We start from the raw sequence: 17,452 nt of genomic DNA, 5'->3' as shown, positions 1-17,452 counted from the left end.
TCGGTTAGGGCGCGCGGAGCAGCTCAGCCGGGATGACCTGCACAGGGAACGGAAGCGTCGCCTCGAAGACTTTCTCACCGGCGACTACGTCTCGCTCGAGGTAGGCGCCATCCACGAGCTCGAGCACGGTCAGAGTTTCCTTGTCCGGATCCAGAATCCAGTAGGAGCGTACGCCGGCCTGCTCGTACACCCCGCGCTTCAGAAGGAGGTCGAGCATCTTGGTGCTCGGCGACAGGATTTCGACCGCAAGGGCCAGCGGCTTCTTTGCGTGCTTCGCACCATGCTCGTCGGGGTTGCACACCAGCACGTCGGGCTGGAGCGAGCGCTTGGACGTCGGCCGGTAGTCGAATGGTGCGACGAGGACCTCGAACCCGGCTGGGCGCGCGACATTGAGCGTGGAGCTGAGCTGGACCACAGCTCTCTGATGGATCCTCGAAGGTGACGGCGTCACGTACAGGCCACCGTCGATGATTTCGCGCCGTCTCCCGTCGTCGGGTGCGATGTCGAGGTAGGCCAACGTGTAGGGCCCTGACTCAAGGGTTTCCACGGACACAATGGTGCCTCCTTCTCGGTCACTGGACCAGCATGGCGGGGTCGGAGAGGTGGTCGGTGCCGTTTCGGTGATCTGCCCCGGGTTGCCCCGGTATCTGCCCCTGGTGCCCCGCACGGCGGTCATCTCGTCAGGTCCGCGGGGGTGAGGGCAATGGGGAACGGCTGGGTGGCGTGGAAGGTTTGTTCGGCTTGGACCACGGCTTGGCAGATGTAGCCCGTGTCGGTCAGTTGCAGGACTGTTAGTTCGTGGTGGGTGGGGTCCAGCAGCCAGTACGACGGGACTTCGTGGCGTTCGTAAAGGGTGCGTTTGAGGACTATGTCGGTGGTGCGGGTGGAGGGGGAGAGGACCTCGACGGTCAGGAGGGGTGGGGCTTGTAGGAGGTTGCGGCCGGCGTCTGGGCGGTGGCAGACGAGGAGGTCGGGGCGGAGGGAGATGCTGCGGGTGGGACGGAAGTCGAGGGAGCCTACGGAGACGAGGAGGTTCGGTGGGCAGGCGTGTTTCAGCTGGATCATGAGCGCTACGACCGCTGCGTGGTGGACCGGTGGTTGGGCGCCCGTGACGAGCAGGCTTCCATCCACGACCTCGTACCGTCTGCCGTCTCGGGGCACGGGTGGCTGGTCAGGCTCCGCGATGCCTGGCCGCCTCTGGACGGTCTGTTCGCTGATCACCCGAACAGCTTGACCGATTCCGGTGACACGCCGCGGAAGTTATCCACAGTGAAGGCGCCAGCAGACCCTCCCGGTCCAGTAACGGCGACAGGAAGCGGAAGATGCAGTCGAAACCGGCCCGTATCCTGACGGCCCCCGCAGCCGTCCAGACTGGTATGACCATGACCGACGCACTCGACCTGCCGGAGCTCCGAGCCGCCTGGGACGCGCGCAAGCAGTTCCTCGACCGACTGGAGCCGCTGCGCTCCGACTTGTACGCGTACTGCCGCCGCCTGACCGGTAATGCCTTCGACGCCGAGGACCTGGTCCAGGAGTCGCTTGCCCGCGCGTTCACCCAGGCCGCGCAGGCGCACAGCCCCATCGCGAACCCGCGTGCCTGGCTCTTTCGGGTGGCGACCAACGCGTACGTCGACAGCTACCGCAAGCAGATGCCCGTCCTCGTGGAGTCACTGGAACAGGCCGCACCTGCCGGTACGGATCCAGCGGAGGTTCGGGACGCCTGGGCTGAGCTCGTGACGCTGTTGCCGCCGCAGGAGCGGGCAGCGCTCGCCCTGAAGGACCTGTTCGGTTTCACGCTCGCCGAGGTCGCCGACGTACTGCGGACCTCCTTGGGTGCTGTCAAAGCCGCACTGCACCGTGGACGCGGCCGGCTGGACTCGCCCGGACGCGAGCGGTCCCTGAAGACCCGCGAGGCCCCGGACCGCCGCTTGCTCGATGCGGTCGCCGAGGCGTTCACGGCGTACGACGTGCCGCGGCTGACCGCACTCCTCCTCGCTGACGCGGACAGCGAGATCCTGGGTGTCTTGACCGAGTACGGCGCCGACCAGATCCGGCGGGGCTCGATCGAGCACACCCTGGACCCGGCGAAGCCGTACCGCTACACAGCCCAGGTTGTGGACCTGTGGGACGAGCCAGTGCTGGTCATCCGCATCGTCAAGGACGGCAAGGCCGCCGTGAACGACCTGATGCGCCTCACCACCGAGGATGGCAGGGTCCGCTCGATCCGCTGGTACTACTTCTCGCCCGACTTCCTCACCGAGGTCGCCGCCGAGCTCGGCGAGCCCGTGGAGCTCAACGGTCACCACTACTGAAGGCGGATGTTCGACGTAGGCCGCGTGGTGGATGCGTGGCGGCACCCGGGCTGCCTACGGTGGAGGCATGTTGATTGCCGAGGATCTCTTGTTGCTGTTGTACGACGACGAGAGTGGGAAGCCGATCGCCGGGTCGCCAGGCCTGGACTACGCGCTGGCGGGTGCGGTGCTGATCGAGCTGACGCTGCTCGGGAAGACCGACATCACCGCTGCCGGGGACGGGGTCAAGCCCGGTCGGCTGAAGGTGCTGGATGCCGCGCCGACCGGTGATCCGATCCTGGACGAGCGGCTGGCGTTCGTGGTGGGCAAGCCTGGCAAGCGGCCGAAGGATCAGATCGGCCGGCTCTCGAAGAAGTTGCGCGACCAACTGCTCACCCGGCTCGCCGACCGCGGGGTGCTGGAGGCGGACGAGGACAAGGTGCTCGGGCTGTTCCCGGTGACCCGCTGGCCGGCCAAGGATGCTCGGCACGAAGCTGAGGTGCGTTCCAAGCTCGAGGCCGTGCTGAAGGTGGGCACCACGCCGGACGAGCGCACCGGTGCGCTGATCGCGTTGCTGAGCGCGCTGAACGTCGTAGCGAAGGTTGTCACCGATGCGGTGGACAAGAAGGCGCTCAAGCAGCGGGCGAAGCAGATCGCCGAGTCGGACTGGGCCGCGGACGCGGTGCGGAAGGCCGTCACCGAGATGCAGGCCGCAGTCACCGCGGCGATCGTCGTCGCCAGCTCTACGGCTGCCGCGTCAGGGAGTAGTTGAGGCCGCCAGCCGGGCCTTGATGTCCGGCTTCAGAACCTTGCCGACCTTGGAGCGCGGTAGGTCGGGCCAGACCAGGACGTCCTTCGGTGCCTTGACGCTGCCGATGCGTTCCTTGGCGAAGGCGATCAGCTCTGCGGCCTCGACCGACGCGCCGGGCTGGAGTTGGACGACGGCCACCACCCGCTCGCCCCACTTGTCGTCCGGCAGACCGATCACCGCACAGTCCTGGACCGCGGTGTGCGCCATCAGCGCCTGCTCGACCTCGGTGGAGTACACGTTGAAGCCGCCGGTGATGATCATGTCCTTGGCCCGGTCGACGATGTACAGGTAGTTCTCGTCGTCCAGGTAGCCGATGTCACCCGTGTGGTGCCATCCGTACGCCGAGGCTTCCGCGGTGGCTTCGGGATTGCGGTAGTACCCCTTCATCACCAGCGAACCGCGGACCACGATCTCGCCCCGCTCCCCCCGTGGGAGCAGGGACCCGTCCGCGGCCATGATCGCGGTCGTGACCAGCGGAGCCGGCCGTCCGGCCGATGCCAGGCGTCCTCGTGCAATGTTGCCGGAGGCATCGAAATGCTCGGCCGGCGGCAGGATCGAGATCATCATCGGCGCCTCGGTCTGCCCGAAGAACTGAGCCATCACCGGGCCGATCCGCAGCAGCGCCTCCTCGAGTCGCGACACCGACATCGGCGCGGCGCCGTACCAGAAGCAGCGCAGCGACGAGAGGTCCGTGCTGTCGAGCTCCGGCGCCGCGAGCACCATGTAGATCACCGTCGGCGGCAGGAACGTGTGCGTCACGCGATGCCGCGGGATCAGCTCCAGGAACCCGTGGACGTCGGGCGTCCGCATGATGACGATCTCGCCACCGGACGCGAGCACGGGGAAGCACAGCACGCCGGCCGCGTGGGTCAGCGGAGCGAGCGCGAGGTAGACCGGCCGATCGCCGAACGGATATCCCATCAGGGTCAGCGCCGTCATCGTCTCCAGGTTGCCGTTGCTCAGCATCACGCCCTTCGGCCGCCCCGTGGTCCCACCGGTCCCGACGATCAACGCCAACTCGTCGGGACCGGTGAGATCGGGTGCCGGCTGGGACACGCCCCCGAAGAACGCGTCCCAACCGACGGTCCGGCCCTGGAGGTGGGGGGTTGGGCCGGAGCCGGGATCCCGGTCCAGGCAGACGAAGGTGTGAACCTTCGGCAGCTCGTCCCGGATCCTGTTCACCAGGGGCTCGAAGGCCGCCTGGTAGATCAGTACTTCACAGTCGAACTGGTCGAGTACCTCGCGGTTCTCGGCCGCCTCGTTGCGCGGGTTGATCGGGCACCAGACCGCCCCGGCGCGGCTGATCCCGAACACGCAGCTGAACGCGATCGGATCGTTCGCCGCCAGGATCGCGACCTTGCCACCCGGTCGTACGCCGGTCGCCGCGAGGCCGGCCGCGATCCGGAACGACAGCTGCTGCACCTCGGCGTACGAGAGTGTCTCGCCGTCGGTGGTCAGGCAGGCTGCGTCCGGACCGAGCGAGGCGCCCTTGTCGAGGTAGTCGACCAGTCGCACTGTGACTCCCCTCAGTGGAGCCTGGTCAGCTGTGGCTCGGACACCAGTCCGAAGCTGCGCAGTACGCCGAGCAGCTCATGGTGACCGAACGCCTGGCAACCACTCGCGAAGCCCACACGCTTCGGCGGTGTCTGCAGCAGTGAGTACGCCGCATACGCCTGGAGCAGACCGGTCTGCTGGTAGTTGCTGTTGCCGTGGATGACACAGTGCGCCCGGCCGAGTGGACCGGAGGCGTGGACGGAGTCCAGTGTCTTGTTCACCCGCCGGTTCTCCCGGGGCGGCATCTGGTTCATCACCTGCCGGGCCGTCGCGGTCAGAGCTGCGTCGCGCTCGTCGGGAGCCATGTCCTTGGTGGCTTCCAGTGCTGCGGCGACGATCTGCGGTACGCCGTTCATCAGTGCGGCGTTGAAGACACCGCCCTGCGCCTTGCAGTTGGCCACGCGCGGATCGCGCTTGAACCAGACCGGGTGCGACATGCCGCCCCAGGGCAGGGACAGGGCGAGTTCGTGCTGCCCTGGCACCACCAGAGGCACGAGGCCCTGCTCGGGAAACTCGACGAACTCGTTGTGCTCCAGGAAGTGCGCCTTGGACGTCGCCGCGTTGACCAGGATGGTCCGGGTCGACGCGATGGTCGGACTGCCGCCCCAGAACACCGCGATGTCCAGGGTGTCCAGGCCGGGCTCGTCCAGGCACAGTTGGGCCGCGATCTCGCTGGTGGTGTACATCTGTGCGATTCCCGGAGCCAGCAACAGTCCTGCCTCGGCGAACTGCGGACCGTACTTCTCGTCGCAGGTCATCAGCCAGTCCTGCTCGCCGGTGGTGTCGGTGTAGTGCGCACCGGCCGCAAGAGCCGCCTCGACAGCGGCTGGGCCGAGCTCGCTGAACGGTCCCACCGTGTTGAGCACGACTGACGCGCCCTTGAACAGATCGGTCAGGGCGGCGACGTCATGTTCGACAGTCGCGATCTCGTAGTCGGCGGTCTCGATTCCCGGAACGTGGGAATCCATCGACGCCTTCAGCTTGGCCTCGTCGCGACCGGCGGCCACGAACGGGACGTGGTAATGACGGAGGTACTCACACACGAGCCGTCCGGTGTAGCCGGACGCGCCGTACACGACGACAGGCTTGTTACTCATCCCCTCACATCCCCATGCCACCGTCGACCGGCAGACCGATGCCGGTGATGAACCGTGATTCGTCCGAGGCCAGGAAGACGACGGCGTCGGCGATGTCGGCGACCTCACCGAGCCGTCCGGCCGGCGTCAGGCCGATCACCGCGGCGACCGCGGCCTCGGGCGACTCGAACAGTCCGAGCTCGGCGCAGTCGTTGGCCAGACCGGCGCCCATCGCGGTCGGCACCAGGCCGGGGTAGATGCAGTTGACACGTACGCCGTACCCGAGCTTGCCGGACTCCATCGCGGCGACCCGGGTGAGCCGGTCGACCGCGGACTTGGTCGCGGAGTAGACCGCGATGCCTGGGAACGCGATGGTCGCGGCGACCGACGAGACGTTGATGATCGCGCCACCCTGGCCGGCCAATCCGTCCGGACGCATGGTCCGCAGGCCCCACTTGATCCCGAGCGTGGTGCCGAGCACGTTGACGTCGAGCATCTTGCGGATCTGGTCGGCGGTCACCTCGGTGAGCAGGCTGGTGATCTCGATGCCCGCGTTGTTCACCAGGATGTCCAGGCCGCCGAGGATGTCGTTGGCCGCGACGACGGCGTTCTCCCAGCTGCCTTCGTCGGTGATGTCGTGGGCGACGAAGCCGTTGCCGCCGCCGTACTCGGCGTCGAGGGCGTCGGCGACGGCCTCGCCGGCGTCCTTCTGCAGATCGCTGACCACTACCTTGGCGCCGGCCGCGGCGAGCGCCTTCGCCATCCCCTCGCCGAGCCCCTGGGCCCCGCCGGTGACGAGGGCCTTGCGGCCAGAGAGATCGAGTCCGCCCATCTGAAGCTCCTTTACTCGAAGAACACTGCCTCGAAGGACACCGGGTTCGATTCACACTCTGGTCAGGGTTTTGACACTCGTCAAGACTTTGTTGGACACTTGTCAAGAAAATCTCCCCGCCGTGGGACGCGCCTGGCCCGCGGCGGGGTACGCTGACGCGAACGAACCCGCCGGACGACTGGGGAGTGTGCGATGACCGCGATCTCGGCGAACGCCCCTGACCCGGACCGGCCGGCCCGGGTCTCGAGGATCGACAAGATCGAGCGCCGCCGGATCGCGCTGGCCGAGTCGGCGCTGAAGACGCTCGGCGAGCTCGGGTACGCGCGGACCAGCCTGCGGGAGATCGCGAACAACTCCGAGTTCACCCACGGCGTCGTGCACTACTACTTCCGCGACAAGATCGACCTGATCAGCTACTGCGTGCGGTACTACAAGACCAAGTGCGCACAGCGGTACGACGAGGTCGTCGAGACCGCGACCTCGGCCGACGAACTGGCCGTCGGCTTCCTGGGCAAGATGACCCGGACGCTGGTCGAGGAGACCCCGATGCACCGGCTCTGGTACGACCTGCGGGCGCAGAGCATGTTCGAGGAGCAGCTCCGGCCGGATGTCGTGGCGATCGATCAGCTGCTGGAGCAGATGATCTGGCGGATCCTCAGCCGCTACGCCGACCTGGCCGGCGGCACTCCGACCGTCGACGCCCCGACGGCGTACGCACTGGTCGACGGCCTGTTCGAGCAGGCCGTGGTCGGCTACGCCGAGGACCCGGAGAAGGTGGCGGACCTGCTGGCCGATCGGGTCAAGCAGGTCCTCCCCAAACTCGTCGCGGCCTAACTACTCGGCTCCGCAGTTCGCTTTGCAGAGCTTGTCGGTCAGCGTGAGGATCGCTCCGGGCTGGTCGGAGTCGACCTCGGTCGAGAACTCGACGGTCCAGTTGCCGGCCGTGGTCTGCGCCGACGCCTTGCCCTGCTGCTGTTTCAGCCAGTCGGCGATCTGACCGCGGGGATTCACGTGGGCCATCTCCAGCGCCTGCGGTGCGAAGTCGGACAGCTTCGTCGTCGCCTCCGCGGCTACCCCGGTCGCCTGCAGTGAGAGCACCGGCGGCCGTGGGTGCGTCCCGATCAGCACCTGGATCGACGTGGTGCCCTGGCTACACGTCTGGTACGCCTCGTCGGTGCTGCACTGGTACTTCTTGCCGGCGAAGGCCGCGACCACCTGTGCGGCTGTCAGGTCCGGCAGCTTCTCCGCAGTGGTGCTCGCGCTCGAGGAGGCCGTCGGGCTACCGGACGTCGGAGTGCTGGAGGTGGTCGCAGCCGACTTGCTGTCGTCGGACTTGCTGTCGTCGGACTTGCCGGAGCAGGCCGCCGTACCGATGAGGATCGCGGCGCACGCCAGGACGGCCGCGCCCTGCCGGGGGTTCAGACCGGCACCTCGATCGCCGCGTCGAGGGCGATCGTGATCATCTCGGAGAACGTCGTCTGGCGTTCCTCGGCGGTCGTCTCCTCCTTGGTGATCAGGTGATCGGAGACCGTCATGATGCCGAGCGCGCGACGGCCGAACTTGGCCGCCAGCGTATAGAGCGCCGAGGCTTCCATCTCGATGCCGAGTACGCCGTACTCCGCCGTCCGCGACACCAGGTCAGGCCGGTCGTTGTAGAACAGGTCGCCGGAGAACACCTGGCCGACGTGCACGTTCAGCCCGGCCGCCTCGGCCGCGTCCACCGCCGCGCGGAGCAGCTGGTAGTCCGCGGTCGGCGCGTAGTCGATGCCGTGGAAGCGCAGCCGGTTCATCTGCGAGTCGGTGCTCGCGGACATCGCCACGATCACGTCGCGGACCCGGACGGCCTCGGTCAGCGCGCCACACGTCCCGACCCGGATCAGGGTCTGTACGTCGTACTCCGCGAACAGCTCGTGCGCGTAGATGGAAGCCGACGGCTGGCCCATGCCGGAACCCTGCACGGAGATCCGCTCACCCTTGTAGGTGCCGGTGAACCCGAACATGTTCCGGATCTCGGTGTAGCAGGTCACGTCCGACAGGTAGGTCTCCGCGATCCACTTGGCCCGCAGTGGGTCGCCGGGGAACAGCACCCGCGGTGCGATCTGCCCCTTCTCGGCGGCGATGTGAATACTCATGCGGGGATGCTCTCACGGTGCCGGGGTAGGTTGAGGCACGTGGCCTACTCCATCGCTCCAGGTTCGCTAGCCCTGTCCCGGTCCGTGCTCGACCGCGCCGCCGATCGCAGGCGTGACGAAGAGTGGCTGGACAAGGCGTGGGCGGCGCCGGACACCCAGGTGGCCTTGGTGGCCGGCGACAAGTTGCTGGTGACCGCTGACCGCGCCGCACTGCGGTTGCTGCCCCCATCCGAGGCGCCGGACGGCATCCGCGTCTTCCTGGGCATCGACCGCGAGTCCGGTGCGGGCCAGACCGCGGACGGTCGTGCTGTCTTCGCCGTACTCGCGGGCACCGAGGCGGACGAGTCGTATGCCGGACTCCGCGAGATGGGCGCGGTGCTGAGCGACCGGGAGGCCGGTATCGCGGTCAACGTGATCGGTCTGTCCAACTGGCACGCCGTCCACACGCACTGCGCGAACTGTGGCGCGCACACCGAGGTCATCGACGCAGGACATGTCCGGCAGTGCCCGGTGTGCGGGCTGTCGCACTTCCCGCGCAGTGATCCGGCGATCATCGTGCTCGTCACCGACGACCAGGACCGTGCTCTGCTCGGCCGCAACGAGGCCTGGCCGGAGGGCCGCTACTCGACGCTTGCCGGCTTCGTCGAGCCCGGTGAGTCTCTGGAGGCCGCCGTACGGCGTGAGGTCCTGGAGGAGACCGGTGTGGTCGTGGGGCCTGAGATCGAGTACGCCGGCAGTCAGCCGTGGCCGCTGCCGTCCAGCCTGATGCTCGGCTTCTTCGCCAAGGCGTCGAACTTCGACATCGAGGTGGACGCCGACGAGATCGCCGAGGCCAGGTGGTTCACCCGGGAGGACCTTCGTGCGCTGGTCGAAGCCGGCACGATGGCCCTCCCCGGCAACATCTCCATCTCCCGCCGCCTGATCGAGGGCTGGTACGGCGAGGAGCTCACCGGAAGCTGGTGATCACTTGCCGACGTCCGACCTCGCCGCGGCAACGCGGATCAGGATTCCCTCCCAGCTTTCCACTGTGCCGTCGTCCTCGAGTTCTCTGACCCTCTTGTTGACCGCGCTGACGTAGGCGGCGTGGCTGGGCCAGTCCGACTTCGCATCCGGAAGTTCGTCGGTCAGCGTGCAGCCGTAGGTCGGGAAGCGGTTCACCACGTGGCTGTCGATGTTCCCCGTCCACACCGTCGACCGGACGTCCGACTGCGGACACCCGTCGACCGGTGGGCTGTACGAGGCCAGGTTGGTCGGGCTCGTGTAGCCGTCCGGTCGCAGCAGCGTGTAGTACGTGCCGTCGGGCGTTTGGGTGAGTCGGTTGAGGCCGTGGTCGCGCAAGATGGTCGCTTCGCCGCTGAGGATGTCCAGGACGAACAGCCGTCCGCCGGTAACGCCGTACAGGTAGCCGTCCCGCCAGGACAGTGCTCCGTCGTTGGCGCCGGTGACTCCGCCGAACACCGGGATCTGGCGGACCACCTGGCCCGTGGACGGATCGACGACGAAGACGATGCCGTCGGCCAGGCCCCACAGATTGCCGTCCGGTCCGGCGATCAGCTCGTTGATACTGGCCGCGCCGGACACCGGCACGATGTCGGACAGCACCTGACCGGTCGACGGGTCGACCTTGATCAGGTGGGCCTCTGAGGCCTTCGGCTCGGTGCCTTGGCCGCCCTCGATGCCGGAGCCGGCCCAAACGTCCGCACCGAGTGGCAGGACGGATGCGATCGTCTGATCGGGCACCAGGTTGCGGTACACCGTGAAGGCTCCGGTCGGTACGTCGAACACGGTCAGGGCTCCGCCGTACTCGCCGTACGCCGGAGTGGTGCCGACGTACACGCGGTTGCCGGCCGGGACGACCGACACGGGTCGGTTCTGGTGGTGGCTGTCGACCAGGCTGAACAGTTCCTTCGGGTTGGTCGGACTGTCCGGAGCGGTCGGGTCCCAGAGGGACAGGCGGCCATAGGGGTAGATACCGACGTACATCTTGCCGGTGCCGTCCCAGCCCCAGGCCTCGACCTGACCCTGCCGCGTGGTGATGGTCGTCTTGCCCGTGGCCGGGTCGTAGATGCCGGTGGAGCCGTTCAGGTAGACGTTGACGAAGACCTTGCCCGTCACGGGGTCCGCGAGCTCGTGCATCAGTGGGGACGGCGCGTACTGGAACGGCGAGCTCCACTGCGCGAGCGTGCCGTCCTGAGGGTTGTAGCGGAACGTTCCGCCGGAGTAGTTCCCGGCCAGTCCGTACAGCACGGGTACGCCGTTCTCCGTCACCCAGCCGTAGCCGATCGAGGCGCCACGCGTGAGTGTCCGCGGCGGTGAGACCGGACCGACGGTGTTGGTGTCGAGATCGTAGTGAGTGAGGGCCAGCGTGTTGTTGGTGAAGTACACGCCACCCGGACCGGCCGCGGAGACGCCACGGGCGGCGATCGGGTAGTCCATCACCTGGGTGCCGGTTGCGGAGTCGGTGAACTTGACCTGCTCACCGGTCACCGCGTCGACCACGACCAGGCGGCTACTGGCGTTCGCGAACACCCGTCCGCCCGCGTAGTCGAGGTCGATGAAGTCCTTGGCCGTCGTACCCGGGGGAGTGATGTCCTCGACCGCCTTGGTCTCCACGTCGATCCGCAAGAGCCGGGCATTCGGAGTGGAGACGCCGACGAAGAGCTTGTGGTGGTCCGGGTCGTAGACCGTCGACCGCGCGTACTGCTGCACCGGGTCGAGTGAGCCGTAGTCGGTGACCTGACCGTTCGACGGGTCGTACTTGAAGGCGTGCGCGGTCGGATAGGTCCCGGCGTACACGTTGCCGTCCTGGTCGGCGGTGAGGCCGTAGATCTGGGACTCACCCGGGATCGGCTGACCCAGGTCGGTCACCGTGCCGGTGTCAGGGCTGTAGCGGTAGAGGTGCGCGTTCGGGTAGGTGCCGGCGTACACACTGCCGTCCGGCGCCACCACGATCGCCCACCCGCCCGCGGCGCCCGGGAGCGGCGTGGCGCTGATCAGCTGGCGGGTGTGCAGGTCCACAACGTTGAGACGTGCGTTCTCACCGGCGGGTACGGCGTACACGACGTCGCGTCCGTCCGGAAGCTTGCCGATTGCGCCCTCCATGACGGTGAGCGAGCTGACCGGCGAACCGAGGTCGCGGATGACGTCGTCCGCCGGGCCGAACGGGGTCGTCGGCGGCTGGATCGGTCCGTTCTCCGAGGGGAACGGAAATGGCAGCCCTGGTCTGACCGGATCAGGCGGCCCGGCGGTCGCGGCCGGGCCGCCGCCGGCCAGCAGGCCCAGCGTGACGGCCAGGGTCGCGACGGCGCGAGACAAGGCAGAGCGAACATGACGGCGCGGAATCATGGGCGGGCTCCCTGCGACGTTGGTCCCAGGAAGGTATAACGGTCATGACCGTAATGTCCATAACTCAGGCGATATGACCCGCCCGCGTTCCGGAAAGATCAGGCGACGAGCTTCTCGGCGACCTGCGCGAGCGACGGGTTGGTCATCGCGGTGCCGTCGGGGAACACGACGGTCGGCACGGTCTGGTTGCCGTTGTTGATCTTCTCGACCAGCTGCGCCGCCTCCGGCTGCTGCTCGATGTCGACCTCGGTGAACTCGATGCCGGCTCGCTTCAGCTGGCCCTTCAGGCGGTGGCAGTAACCGCACCAGGGCGTCGAGTACATCGTGACCGTGTTCATCGAGTCGGGCGACATCGGCTGACTCCTATGGAGTGGGAGGGGATTCTGTCCGGCGGCCCGTCTAGGGTTGCCTTCGACGTATCCGAACCCAGCCGCAGGTGGTGCTGTTCCCCGATGTCCCCGTCCGTGAGCGATCTCACACAGTCCGCGTCCGCGGACGGCCTGCTCGAGGCGCTCGATCCGGAGCAGCGGGCGGTCGCGACGACCCTGCACGGACCGGTCGTGGTGATGGCCGGCGCGGGGACCGGGAAGACCCGGGCGATCACCCATCGGATCGCGTACGGCGTGAGGACCGGGACCTTCGACCCAGTGCGCGTGCTCGCGGTGACCTTCACCCAGCGGGCGGCGGGGGAGATGCGCGGGCGGCTCGCGCAGCTCGGGGTCGAAGGCGTGCAGGCGCGCACCTTCCACTCCGCGGCGCTCCGGCAGGCGCGATGGTTCTGGCCCAAGGTGTACGGCGGGGAGCTGCCGCCGATCGTGGACCGCAAGTTCCCACTGCTGACCGAGGCGGCGTCGCGCTGCCGGGTCCGGGTGGACACTCCCGCACTGCGCGACCTGGCCGGCGAGGTCGAGTGGGCCAAGGTGAGCAACGTCCGGCCGGACGACTACGCGAAGGTCGCGCCTCGCTCGGGCCGGACGCTGGCCGCGTTCGACCCGGCCACGATCGCGCGGATCTTCGCGGCGTACGAGGACGTGAAGCTGGAGCGTGGGCGGATCGACCTGGAGGATGTGCTGCTGTGTGCGACCGCGCTGCTCGCGGAGGATGAGCGCGTCGCGGCCGAGATCCGGCGGCAGTACCGGACCTTCGTCGTGGACGAGTACCAGGACGTTTCGCCGCTGCAGCAGAGTCTGCTCGACCTGTGGCTCGGCGGTCGTGAGGACGTCTGCGTGGTCGGCGACCCGGCGCAGACTATCTACTCCTGGGCCGGCGCCGAGCCGGAGAACCTGGTGCGCTTCGCGTCCCGGCACCCGTCGGCGACGGTGATCAAGCTGGTCCGGGACTACCGATCGACGCCGCAGATCGTCGACGTCGCGAACAAGATCCTTGATGCGGCCGGCCCGGCCGGGCTGCCCGGCCGGGTGACGCTGCGGTCGCAGCGTGACCCCGGTCCGGCGCCGGTCTACCGCGAGTACTCCGATGAGGTCGCGGAGGCGGATGCGGTGGGGCGGGCGGTCGCGAGGCTCCGTGACGAGGGCGTCGCGCTGCGGGACATCGCCGTACTGTTCCGGACCAACGCACAGTCGGAGAACTTCGAGCAGGCGCTGGCGGAGCGGAAGATCCCGACCGTGCTGAAGGGGGCGGAGCGGTTCTTCGAGCGGGCCGAGATCCGGCAGGCCGCCGTACTGCTGCGGGGTCAGGCGAAGGCCGGCGACGTGTCGGACGACCTGGTCGAGGTGGTCCGGGGCGTGCTGGGTGGGGCCGGGTGGACGCCGGAGCCGCCGACCGGGACGGGTGCGGTCCGGGACCGGTGGGAGTCGCTGATGGCGCTGGTGACGATGACGTCCGACTTCGCGGCCGCGCAGCCCGAGGCTCGGTTGCCGGAGCTGATGGCCGAGCTGGACCGGCGGGCGTCGATCCAGCACGCGCCGCTGGCCGAGGGAGTGACGCTGGCGACACTGCACGCGGCCAAGGGGCTGGAGTGGGACTGCGTGTTCATCGTCGGCGCCCACGAGGGGACGTTGCCGATCGCCTATGCCCAGACACCGGCGCAGGTCGAGGAGGAGCGGCGGCTGTTCTACGTCGGTGTCACGCGGGCCAAGCAGCAGCTTTTCGTCAGCTGGTCGACGTCGCGTTCGCCCGGCGGGCGCGGTCAGCGCGGCCCGACCCGCTTCCTCGACCCGATCGGCGTCCGGACGGCGCGCACCGAGTGGAGCCCGTCTGTGGGCTATGAGCGTCCGTCCGCGGAGTCACGGTCCGCCGCCCGCAGTGGTCGTCCCATCCCCAAGTGCCGGGTGTGCGGCCGCGGCCTGCTCGACCCTGGCGCCCGCAAGCTCGGCCGCTGCGAGGACTGCCCCTCGAACATCGACCAGAAGCTGTACGACGCCCTGCTCACCTGGCGCACCGAACAGGCGGAGACCGAGCGCATGCCCGCCTTCGTCATCCTCACCGACGCCACCCTGACCGCCATCGCCGAGACCCGCCCGACCGACGAACAGTCCCTCCGCAAGATCCCCGGCATCGGCCACACCAAGCTGACCAAGTACGGCGAGCACATCCTCAACCTCTGCACCCGCTAGTTACCCGCAGGTCGGGCGGCCGCGCCTGCCCTTCCGGGCAATCTGGTGGAAATCTGTTGCCAGGCACGGGTTGTGAGGCGCATCCTGAAGGACGTGCCGCGTTCTGCTGACGGCAGACGTGGCAATTAGGTGACAGAGGCAACGATCCCGGAGCGTGCGGATGGCGTCCCGGAGCGTGCCGGAAGCCTGTCCTGGCAGCCAGATCCGGTCGTCGGGGCGGCAACTTCCGGCCAAGTTCGCGAACTGGCGATAAATAGTTTGCGGGCTCCGACTCCGGCGGCGTACTGTTCTTTCTGCGGTCGAAGCCTGGCCGAAAACTTCAAACAACCATAGCGATCGAGCTAACCGCCCGCTTCGCCACAACGAGAGGAGGTGCCCTGGATGAACATCAACACGGTCAAGAAGCCGTTCAGCGACATGGCCGCGCTGCCGTGCGCCCCGATTCAGGGTGCCTCGCCGCGTCTGCACGTCGCGACCGTTGTGCTCATGGCCTCTGGCGCCACCCCGTTCCGGGGCGGAGCTGTCGGCGATGTGAAGTACGGCGGTTCGGGTTCTCGAGCATGGAGTCCACCGGTCTGACATGACGTCAGCCGGCACCTCCAAGGCCGCGGAACCCGAAAAGGGTCCCGCGGCCCTTTTGTTTGTCAACACAGTTTTGGTGGCCGTCAACCGGCGGTCATCACGGACGACAAGAGATCAGCACAAAAGTCACTGGGAGGTGACCGGAATGAGCGTGAGCTTCCTCGATGTCTTCACCGAGGTGGCAACGTCGCAGGACCTGCCCTGTCGGTCCTACGCGCCAGAACTCTTCTTCGCCGAATCGCCGGCGGATGTCGAGTACGCGAAGTCTCTCTGCACGACCTGCCCGCTGAAGGCCGAGTGCCTGGCCGGAGCGCTCGAGCGTTCCGAGCCGTGGGGAGTGTGGGGTGGCGAGCTGTTCGTCCAGGGTGTGGTGGTTCCGCGCAAGCGGCCACGTGGACGCCCTCGCAAGAGCGACACCGTAACCGCGGCCTGAACGAAACCAATCCGAATCGAGACTCCGAACCATGACCAACCAGACTTCGCACAGGAGAATTCAGATGCATTTACTTCACGAAGATCTCGCCCGTGCTCATTGTCGTTCTACCTTGCACGACGCCGAGCAGAACCGGCGCTTCCGCCTCGCTCACCAGATCGAGAAGGCGCAGAAGCAGGCCGAGCGGGCCGGCCGGCGAGCTGAGAGGGCCAGCGCACGCGCGCGCCTCGCACTCGCCCGCCTCGTCTGATCCACCCGTAACACACAGCCCGCCGGGCGGTCCGAAAGGGAGGACCGCCCCGGCAGGCACCACAGCCTGACCAGCTGAATCACCGAGGGGCGGCATCCACCCGGATGCCGCCCCTCGGCCATGCTGGAACCGGACGTCCAGCACTCATCAATCGCACCCGACCGCCATCCCCCACGCTCAGGCGAGACCCCGCGACGGCGGTTGTGTAGTGCCACCGGTCCGCGGCCGGCCCAGCCCCCGATCCCGTCGCCTGCCCGGGCCCCCCAGTCCCGTCGCCTGCCCGGGCCCCCCAGTCCCGTCGCCTGCCCGGGCCCCCCAGTCCCGTCGCCTGCCCGGGCCCCCCAGTCCCGTCGCCTGCCCGGGCCCCCCAGTCCCGTCGCCTGCCCGGGCCCCCCAGTCCCAGCGCCTGCCCGGGCCCCCCAGTCCCAGCGCGCGCCCCGGCCCCAGTCCCAGCGCCTGCCCCGGCGCCAGTCCCAGCGCCTGCCCTGGCCTCGCGCCCCCAGTCCCAGCGCCCTGCCACGGGCTAACCCCGCGGCCCCCGACCCGTCGGCCCCAACCCCCGCGCCCCGGCGCCCCGCGGTCGCTCCGGCACCGGCACCGAGTCGCGCGCCCCGGCCGGTCGCCCCGGCCGGTCGCCCCGGCCGGTCGCCCCGGCCGGTCGCCCCGGCCCGTCGCCCCAGGGCCATTTGAGGGGAGATCCCCCCAAATGGCCCCTTCTCGGCCTGGATACGGGGGGAGAAGGGGCAACCTCGGGGGAGAACCCCTCAAACGGCGCTGGGTGGGGGCGGCTGGGTGAGGAGGGTTTGCTGGAGGCCGAGGAGGGTGATGCCGCTGAGGACCTCGTGGCGGGCGATCATCCCGGGTACCTCGGCCAGTGGGACCCACTCGATCCGGTCGGACTCGTTCCGTTCCGTCGGCGGACCGGCGTACGACGCGGACGTCGCCCGGAACACGTAGTGCGTCGAGTCGATGATCCCGGCGCCCGGCTGGGAGCGGATCAGCTCGGTCAGCGGGCCGGACCGCCAGCCGGTCTCCTCCTCGAGTTCGCGGGCGGCGGCCTCGATCGGGGCCTCGCCGGACTCGACGATGCCCATCGGGAGCTCCCACGCCCAGGTGTCGGTCAGGAAGCGGTGCCGCCACATCAGCAACACGCGATCCTCGGCGTCGGTGACCACGACCGCCGCCACGTCACTCAGCCTGATCGCGTGGTAGTCGACGCGGTGCCCATCGGGTTGCTCGACGTCCAGCCGCCGTACGCTGAGCCACGGACTGGCCCAGACTTCCTGCTCTCCGTGGATCAGCCAGCGCACGCAGTGCAGACTACTACCCATGGTTAGAGCTACCTGTGCGTTGTGTGGTCAGCAGGCGGAGTCGGAGGACGCGCCGCTGACCTGGGTGACCTCGATGGAGGACGGCCGCAAGCTGCTGTACTGCGACCGGTGTGCCCGGGAGAACGTCCGCAGCATCGAGGGGAAGCTCGACTCCGTCTACTGGTGAGAAAGTTCTGAATCGGGCTGTCGATTCCGGCGTAATCCGCCCGACGCAGGAGTACGCCGTCATTTCGTGACGG

19 protein-coding genes are annotated in these 17,452 nt (G+C 68.3%); 9 read left to right on the top strand and 10 right to left on the bottom strand.

The window, feature by feature from the left end; genetic code table 11:
• Window positions 1-4: 4 nt before the first annotated feature.
• On the bottom strand, window positions 5-547 hold the full coding sequence (locus OG555_RS03230; RefSeq protein ID WP_329481008.1) for a Uma2 family endonuclease: 543 nt from the start codon (window positions 545-547) through the stop codon (window positions 5-7).
• Window positions 548-672: 125 nt separating this feature from the next.
• Window positions 673-1,221 carry a Uma2 family endonuclease gene (locus OG555_RS03225; RefSeq protein WP_329481006.1) on the bottom strand — a complete coding sequence of 183 codons (549 nt, stop codon included), beginning with the start codon at window positions 1,219-1,221 and terminating at the stop codon, window positions 673-675.
• Between the two features lie 161 nt (window positions 1,222-1,382).
• Here OG555_RS03225 and OG555_RS03220 point away from each other — a divergent pair, with 161 nt between their 5' ends.
• Both OG555_RS03220 and OG555_RS03215 read left to right on the top strand, forming a co-directional pair.
• Entirely contained in the window at window positions 1,383-2,312 is a 930-nt protein-coding gene (locus OG555_RS03220; protein WP_329481004.1) for a sigma-70 family RNA polymerase sigma factor, read from the top strand.
• A gap of 67 nt (window positions 2,313-2,379) precedes the next feature.
• Entirely contained in the window at window positions 2,380-3,063 is a 684-nt protein-coding gene (locus OG555_RS03215) for a GOLPH3/VPS74 family protein (protein WP_329481003.1), read from the top strand.
• Here the strand turns inward: OG555_RS03215 and OG555_RS03210 are convergent.
• The 3 genes from OG555_RS03210 to OG555_RS03200 are packed head-to-tail and all read right to left on the bottom strand — an operon-like array spanning window position 3,049 to window position 6,564.
• The gene (locus OG555_RS03210; protein WP_329481001.1) at window positions 3,049-4,617 is read right to left on the bottom strand and encodes an acyl-CoA synthetase; all 1,569 of its coding nucleotides are present in this window, start codon (window positions 4,615-4,617) and stop codon (window positions 3,049-3,051) included. The genes OG555_RS03215 and OG555_RS03210 overlap by 15 nt on opposite strands.
• 11 nt (window positions 4,618-4,628) lie before the next feature.
• Window positions 4,629-5,753 carry a DUF5938 domain-containing protein gene (locus tag OG555_RS03205; protein ID WP_329480999.1) on the bottom strand — a complete coding sequence of 375 codons (1,125 nt, stop codon included), beginning with the start codon at window positions 5,751-5,753 and terminating at the stop codon, window positions 4,629-4,631.
• Between the two features lie 4 nt (window positions 5,754-5,757).
• Window positions 5,758-6,564, bottom strand: a complete 807-nt coding sequence (locus OG555_RS03200) for an SDR family NAD(P)-dependent oxidoreductase (RefSeq protein ID WP_329480997.1) — start codon at window positions 6,562-6,564, stop codon at window positions 5,758-5,760.
• A gap of 192 nt (window positions 6,565-6,756) precedes the next feature.
• Here OG555_RS03200 and OG555_RS03195 point away from each other — a divergent pair, with 192 nt between their 5' ends.
• Entirely contained in the window at window positions 6,757-7,398 is a 642-nt protein-coding gene (locus OG555_RS03195) for a TetR/AcrR family transcriptional regulator (RefSeq protein ID WP_329480995.1), read from the top strand.
• On the opposite strand, the gene OG555_RS03190 is transcribed toward OG555_RS03195, so the two are convergent.
• Together OG555_RS03190 and deoD are read right to left on the bottom strand one after the other, a co-directional pair.
• Complete coding sequence (locus OG555_RS03190) at window positions 7,399-7,779, bottom strand: hypothetical protein (protein WP_329480993.1); 381 nt, start codon at window positions 7,777-7,779, stop codon at window positions 7,399-7,401.
• 203 nt (window positions 7,780-7,982) lie between these two features.
• Window positions 7,983-8,696 (bottom strand): purine-nucleoside phosphorylase, encoded by a 714-nt coding sequence (gene deoD, locus OG555_RS03185; RefSeq protein ID WP_328518646.1) that lies wholly within the window; start codon window positions 8,694-8,696, stop codon window positions 7,983-7,985.
• A 39-nt stretch (window positions 8,697-8,735) separates the two neighbouring features.
• On the opposite strand from deoD, the gene nudC reads away from it, so the two are divergent.
• A complete protein-coding gene (nudC, locus tag OG555_RS03180; protein WP_329480991.1) occupies window positions 8,736-9,659 on the top strand; it encodes an NAD(+) diphosphatase in 924 nt (307 codons plus the stop codon).
• On the opposite strand, the gene OG555_RS03175 is transcribed toward nudC, so the two are convergent.
• Together OG555_RS03175 and OG555_RS03170 are read right to left on the bottom strand one after the other, a co-directional pair.
• Window positions 9,660-12,041, bottom strand: a complete 2,382-nt coding sequence (locus tag OG555_RS03175) for a hypothetical protein (protein ID WP_329480989.1) — start codon at window positions 12,039-12,041, stop codon at window positions 9,660-9,662.
• Window positions 12,042-12,139: 98 nt separating this feature from the next.
• On the bottom strand, window positions 12,140-12,379 hold the full coding sequence (locus OG555_RS03170; RefSeq protein WP_329484761.1) for a mycoredoxin: 240 nt from the start codon (window positions 12,377-12,379) through the stop codon (window positions 12,140-12,142).
• Between the two features lie 114 nt (window positions 12,380-12,493).
• Between OG555_RS03170 and OG555_RS03165 the strand changes: the two genes are divergently transcribed.
• The 4 genes from OG555_RS03165 to OG555_RS03150 all read left to right on the top strand — a co-directional run bounded on the left by OG555_RS03165 (window position 12,494) and on the right by OG555_RS03150 (window position 15,882).
• Window positions 12,494-14,617 (top strand): ATP-dependent DNA helicase UvrD2, encoded by a 2,124-nt coding sequence (locus OG555_RS03165; RefSeq protein ID WP_329480987.1) that lies wholly within the window; start codon window positions 12,494-12,496, stop codon window positions 14,615-14,617.
• Between the two features lie 381 nt (window positions 14,618-14,998).
• Window positions 14,999-15,196: a hypothetical protein gene (locus tag OG555_RS03160; protein WP_328518651.1), complete on the top strand. Its 198-nt coding sequence runs from the start codon at window positions 14,999-15,001 to the stop codon at window positions 15,194-15,196.
• 148 nt (window positions 15,197-15,344) lie between these two features.
• Window positions 15,345-15,632, top strand: coding sequence for a WhiB family transcriptional regulator (locus OG555_RS03155; RefSeq protein ID WP_131285495.1), 288 nt, complete (start codon window positions 15,345-15,347; stop codon window positions 15,630-15,632).
• Between the two features lie 31 nt (window positions 15,633-15,663).
• Window positions 15,664-15,882: a hypothetical protein gene (locus OG555_RS03150; RefSeq protein WP_329480986.1), complete on the top strand. Its 219-nt coding sequence runs from the start codon at window positions 15,664-15,666 to the stop codon at window positions 15,880-15,882.
• Window positions 15,883-16,646: 764 nt separating this feature from the next.
• Here the strand turns inward: OG555_RS03150 and OG555_RS03145 are convergent.
• Complete coding sequence (locus tag OG555_RS03145; protein WP_329480985.1) at window positions 16,647-17,192, bottom strand: NUDIX domain-containing protein; 546 nt, start codon at window positions 17,190-17,192, stop codon at window positions 16,647-16,649.
• 19 nt (window positions 17,193-17,211) lie between these two features.
• Between OG555_RS03145 and OG555_RS03140 the strand changes: the two genes are divergently transcribed.
• Window positions 17,212-17,379: a hypothetical protein gene (locus OG555_RS03140; RefSeq protein WP_329480984.1), complete on the top strand. Its 168-nt coding sequence runs from the start codon at window positions 17,212-17,214 to the stop codon at window positions 17,377-17,379.
• The last annotated feature ends 73 nt before the right edge of the window (window positions 17,380-17,452 follow it).

Source organism: Kribbella sp. NBC_01484 (assembly GCF_036227145.1).
Taxonomy (GTDB): Bacteria; Actinomycetota; Actinomycetes; order Propionibacteriales; family Kribbellaceae; genus Kribbella.
This window is presented reverse-complemented; position numbering and strand designations above follow the sequence as displayed.

Excerpts from the sequence above, each read along its gene's own strand:
- OG555_RS03220 (WP_329481004.1), top strand. The coding sequence starts at position 1,383 with ATGACCGACGCACTCGACCTGCCGGAGCTCCGAGCCGCCTGGGACGCG.
- OG555_RS03215 (WP_329481003.1), top strand. The coding sequence starts at position 2,380 with ATGTTGATTGCCGAGGATCTCTTGTTGCTGTTGTACGACGACGAGAGT.
- OG555_RS03205 (WP_329480999.1), bottom strand. The coding sequence starts at position 5,753 with ATGAGTAACAAGCCTGTCGTCGTGTACGGCGCGTCCGGCTACACCGGA.
- OG555_RS03200 (WP_329480997.1), bottom strand. The coding sequence starts at position 6,564 with ATGGGCGGACTCGATCTCTCTGGCCGCAAGGCCCTCGTCACCGGCGGG.
- OG555_RS03195 (WP_329480995.1), top strand. The coding sequence starts at position 6,757 with ATGACCGCGATCTCGGCGAACGCCCCTGACCCGGACCGGCCGGCCCGG.
- deoD (WP_328518646.1), bottom strand. The coding sequence starts at position 8,696 with ATGAGTATTCACATCGCCGCCGAGAAGGGGCAGATCGCACCGCGGGTG.
- OG555_RS03175 (WP_329480989.1), bottom strand. The coding sequence starts at position 12,041 with ATGATTCCGCGCCGTCATGTTCGCTCTGCCTTGTCTCGCGCCGTCGCG.
- OG555_RS03170 (WP_329484761.1), bottom strand. The coding sequence starts at position 12,379 with ATGAACACGGTCACGATGTACTCGACGCCCTGGTGCGGTTACTGCCAC.
- OG555_RS03165 (WP_329480987.1), top strand. The coding sequence starts at position 12,494 with ATGTCCCCGTCCGTGAGCGATCTCACACAGTCCGCGTCCGCGGACGGC.
- OG555_RS03160 (WP_328518651.1), top strand. The coding sequence starts at position 14,999 with ATGAACATCAACACGGTCAAGAAGCCGTTCAGCGACATGGCCGCGCTG.
- OG555_RS03155 (WP_131285495.1), top strand. The coding sequence starts at position 15,345 with ATGAGCGTGAGCTTCCTCGATGTCTTCACCGAGGTGGCAACGTCGCAG.
- OG555_RS03150 (WP_329480986.1), top strand. The coding sequence starts at position 15,664 with ATGACCAACCAGACTTCGCACAGGAGAATTCAGATGCATTTACTTCAC.
- OG555_RS03140 (WP_329480984.1), top strand. The coding sequence starts at position 17,212 with ATGGTTAGAGCTACCTGTGCGTTGTGTGGTCAGCAGGCGGAGTCGGAG.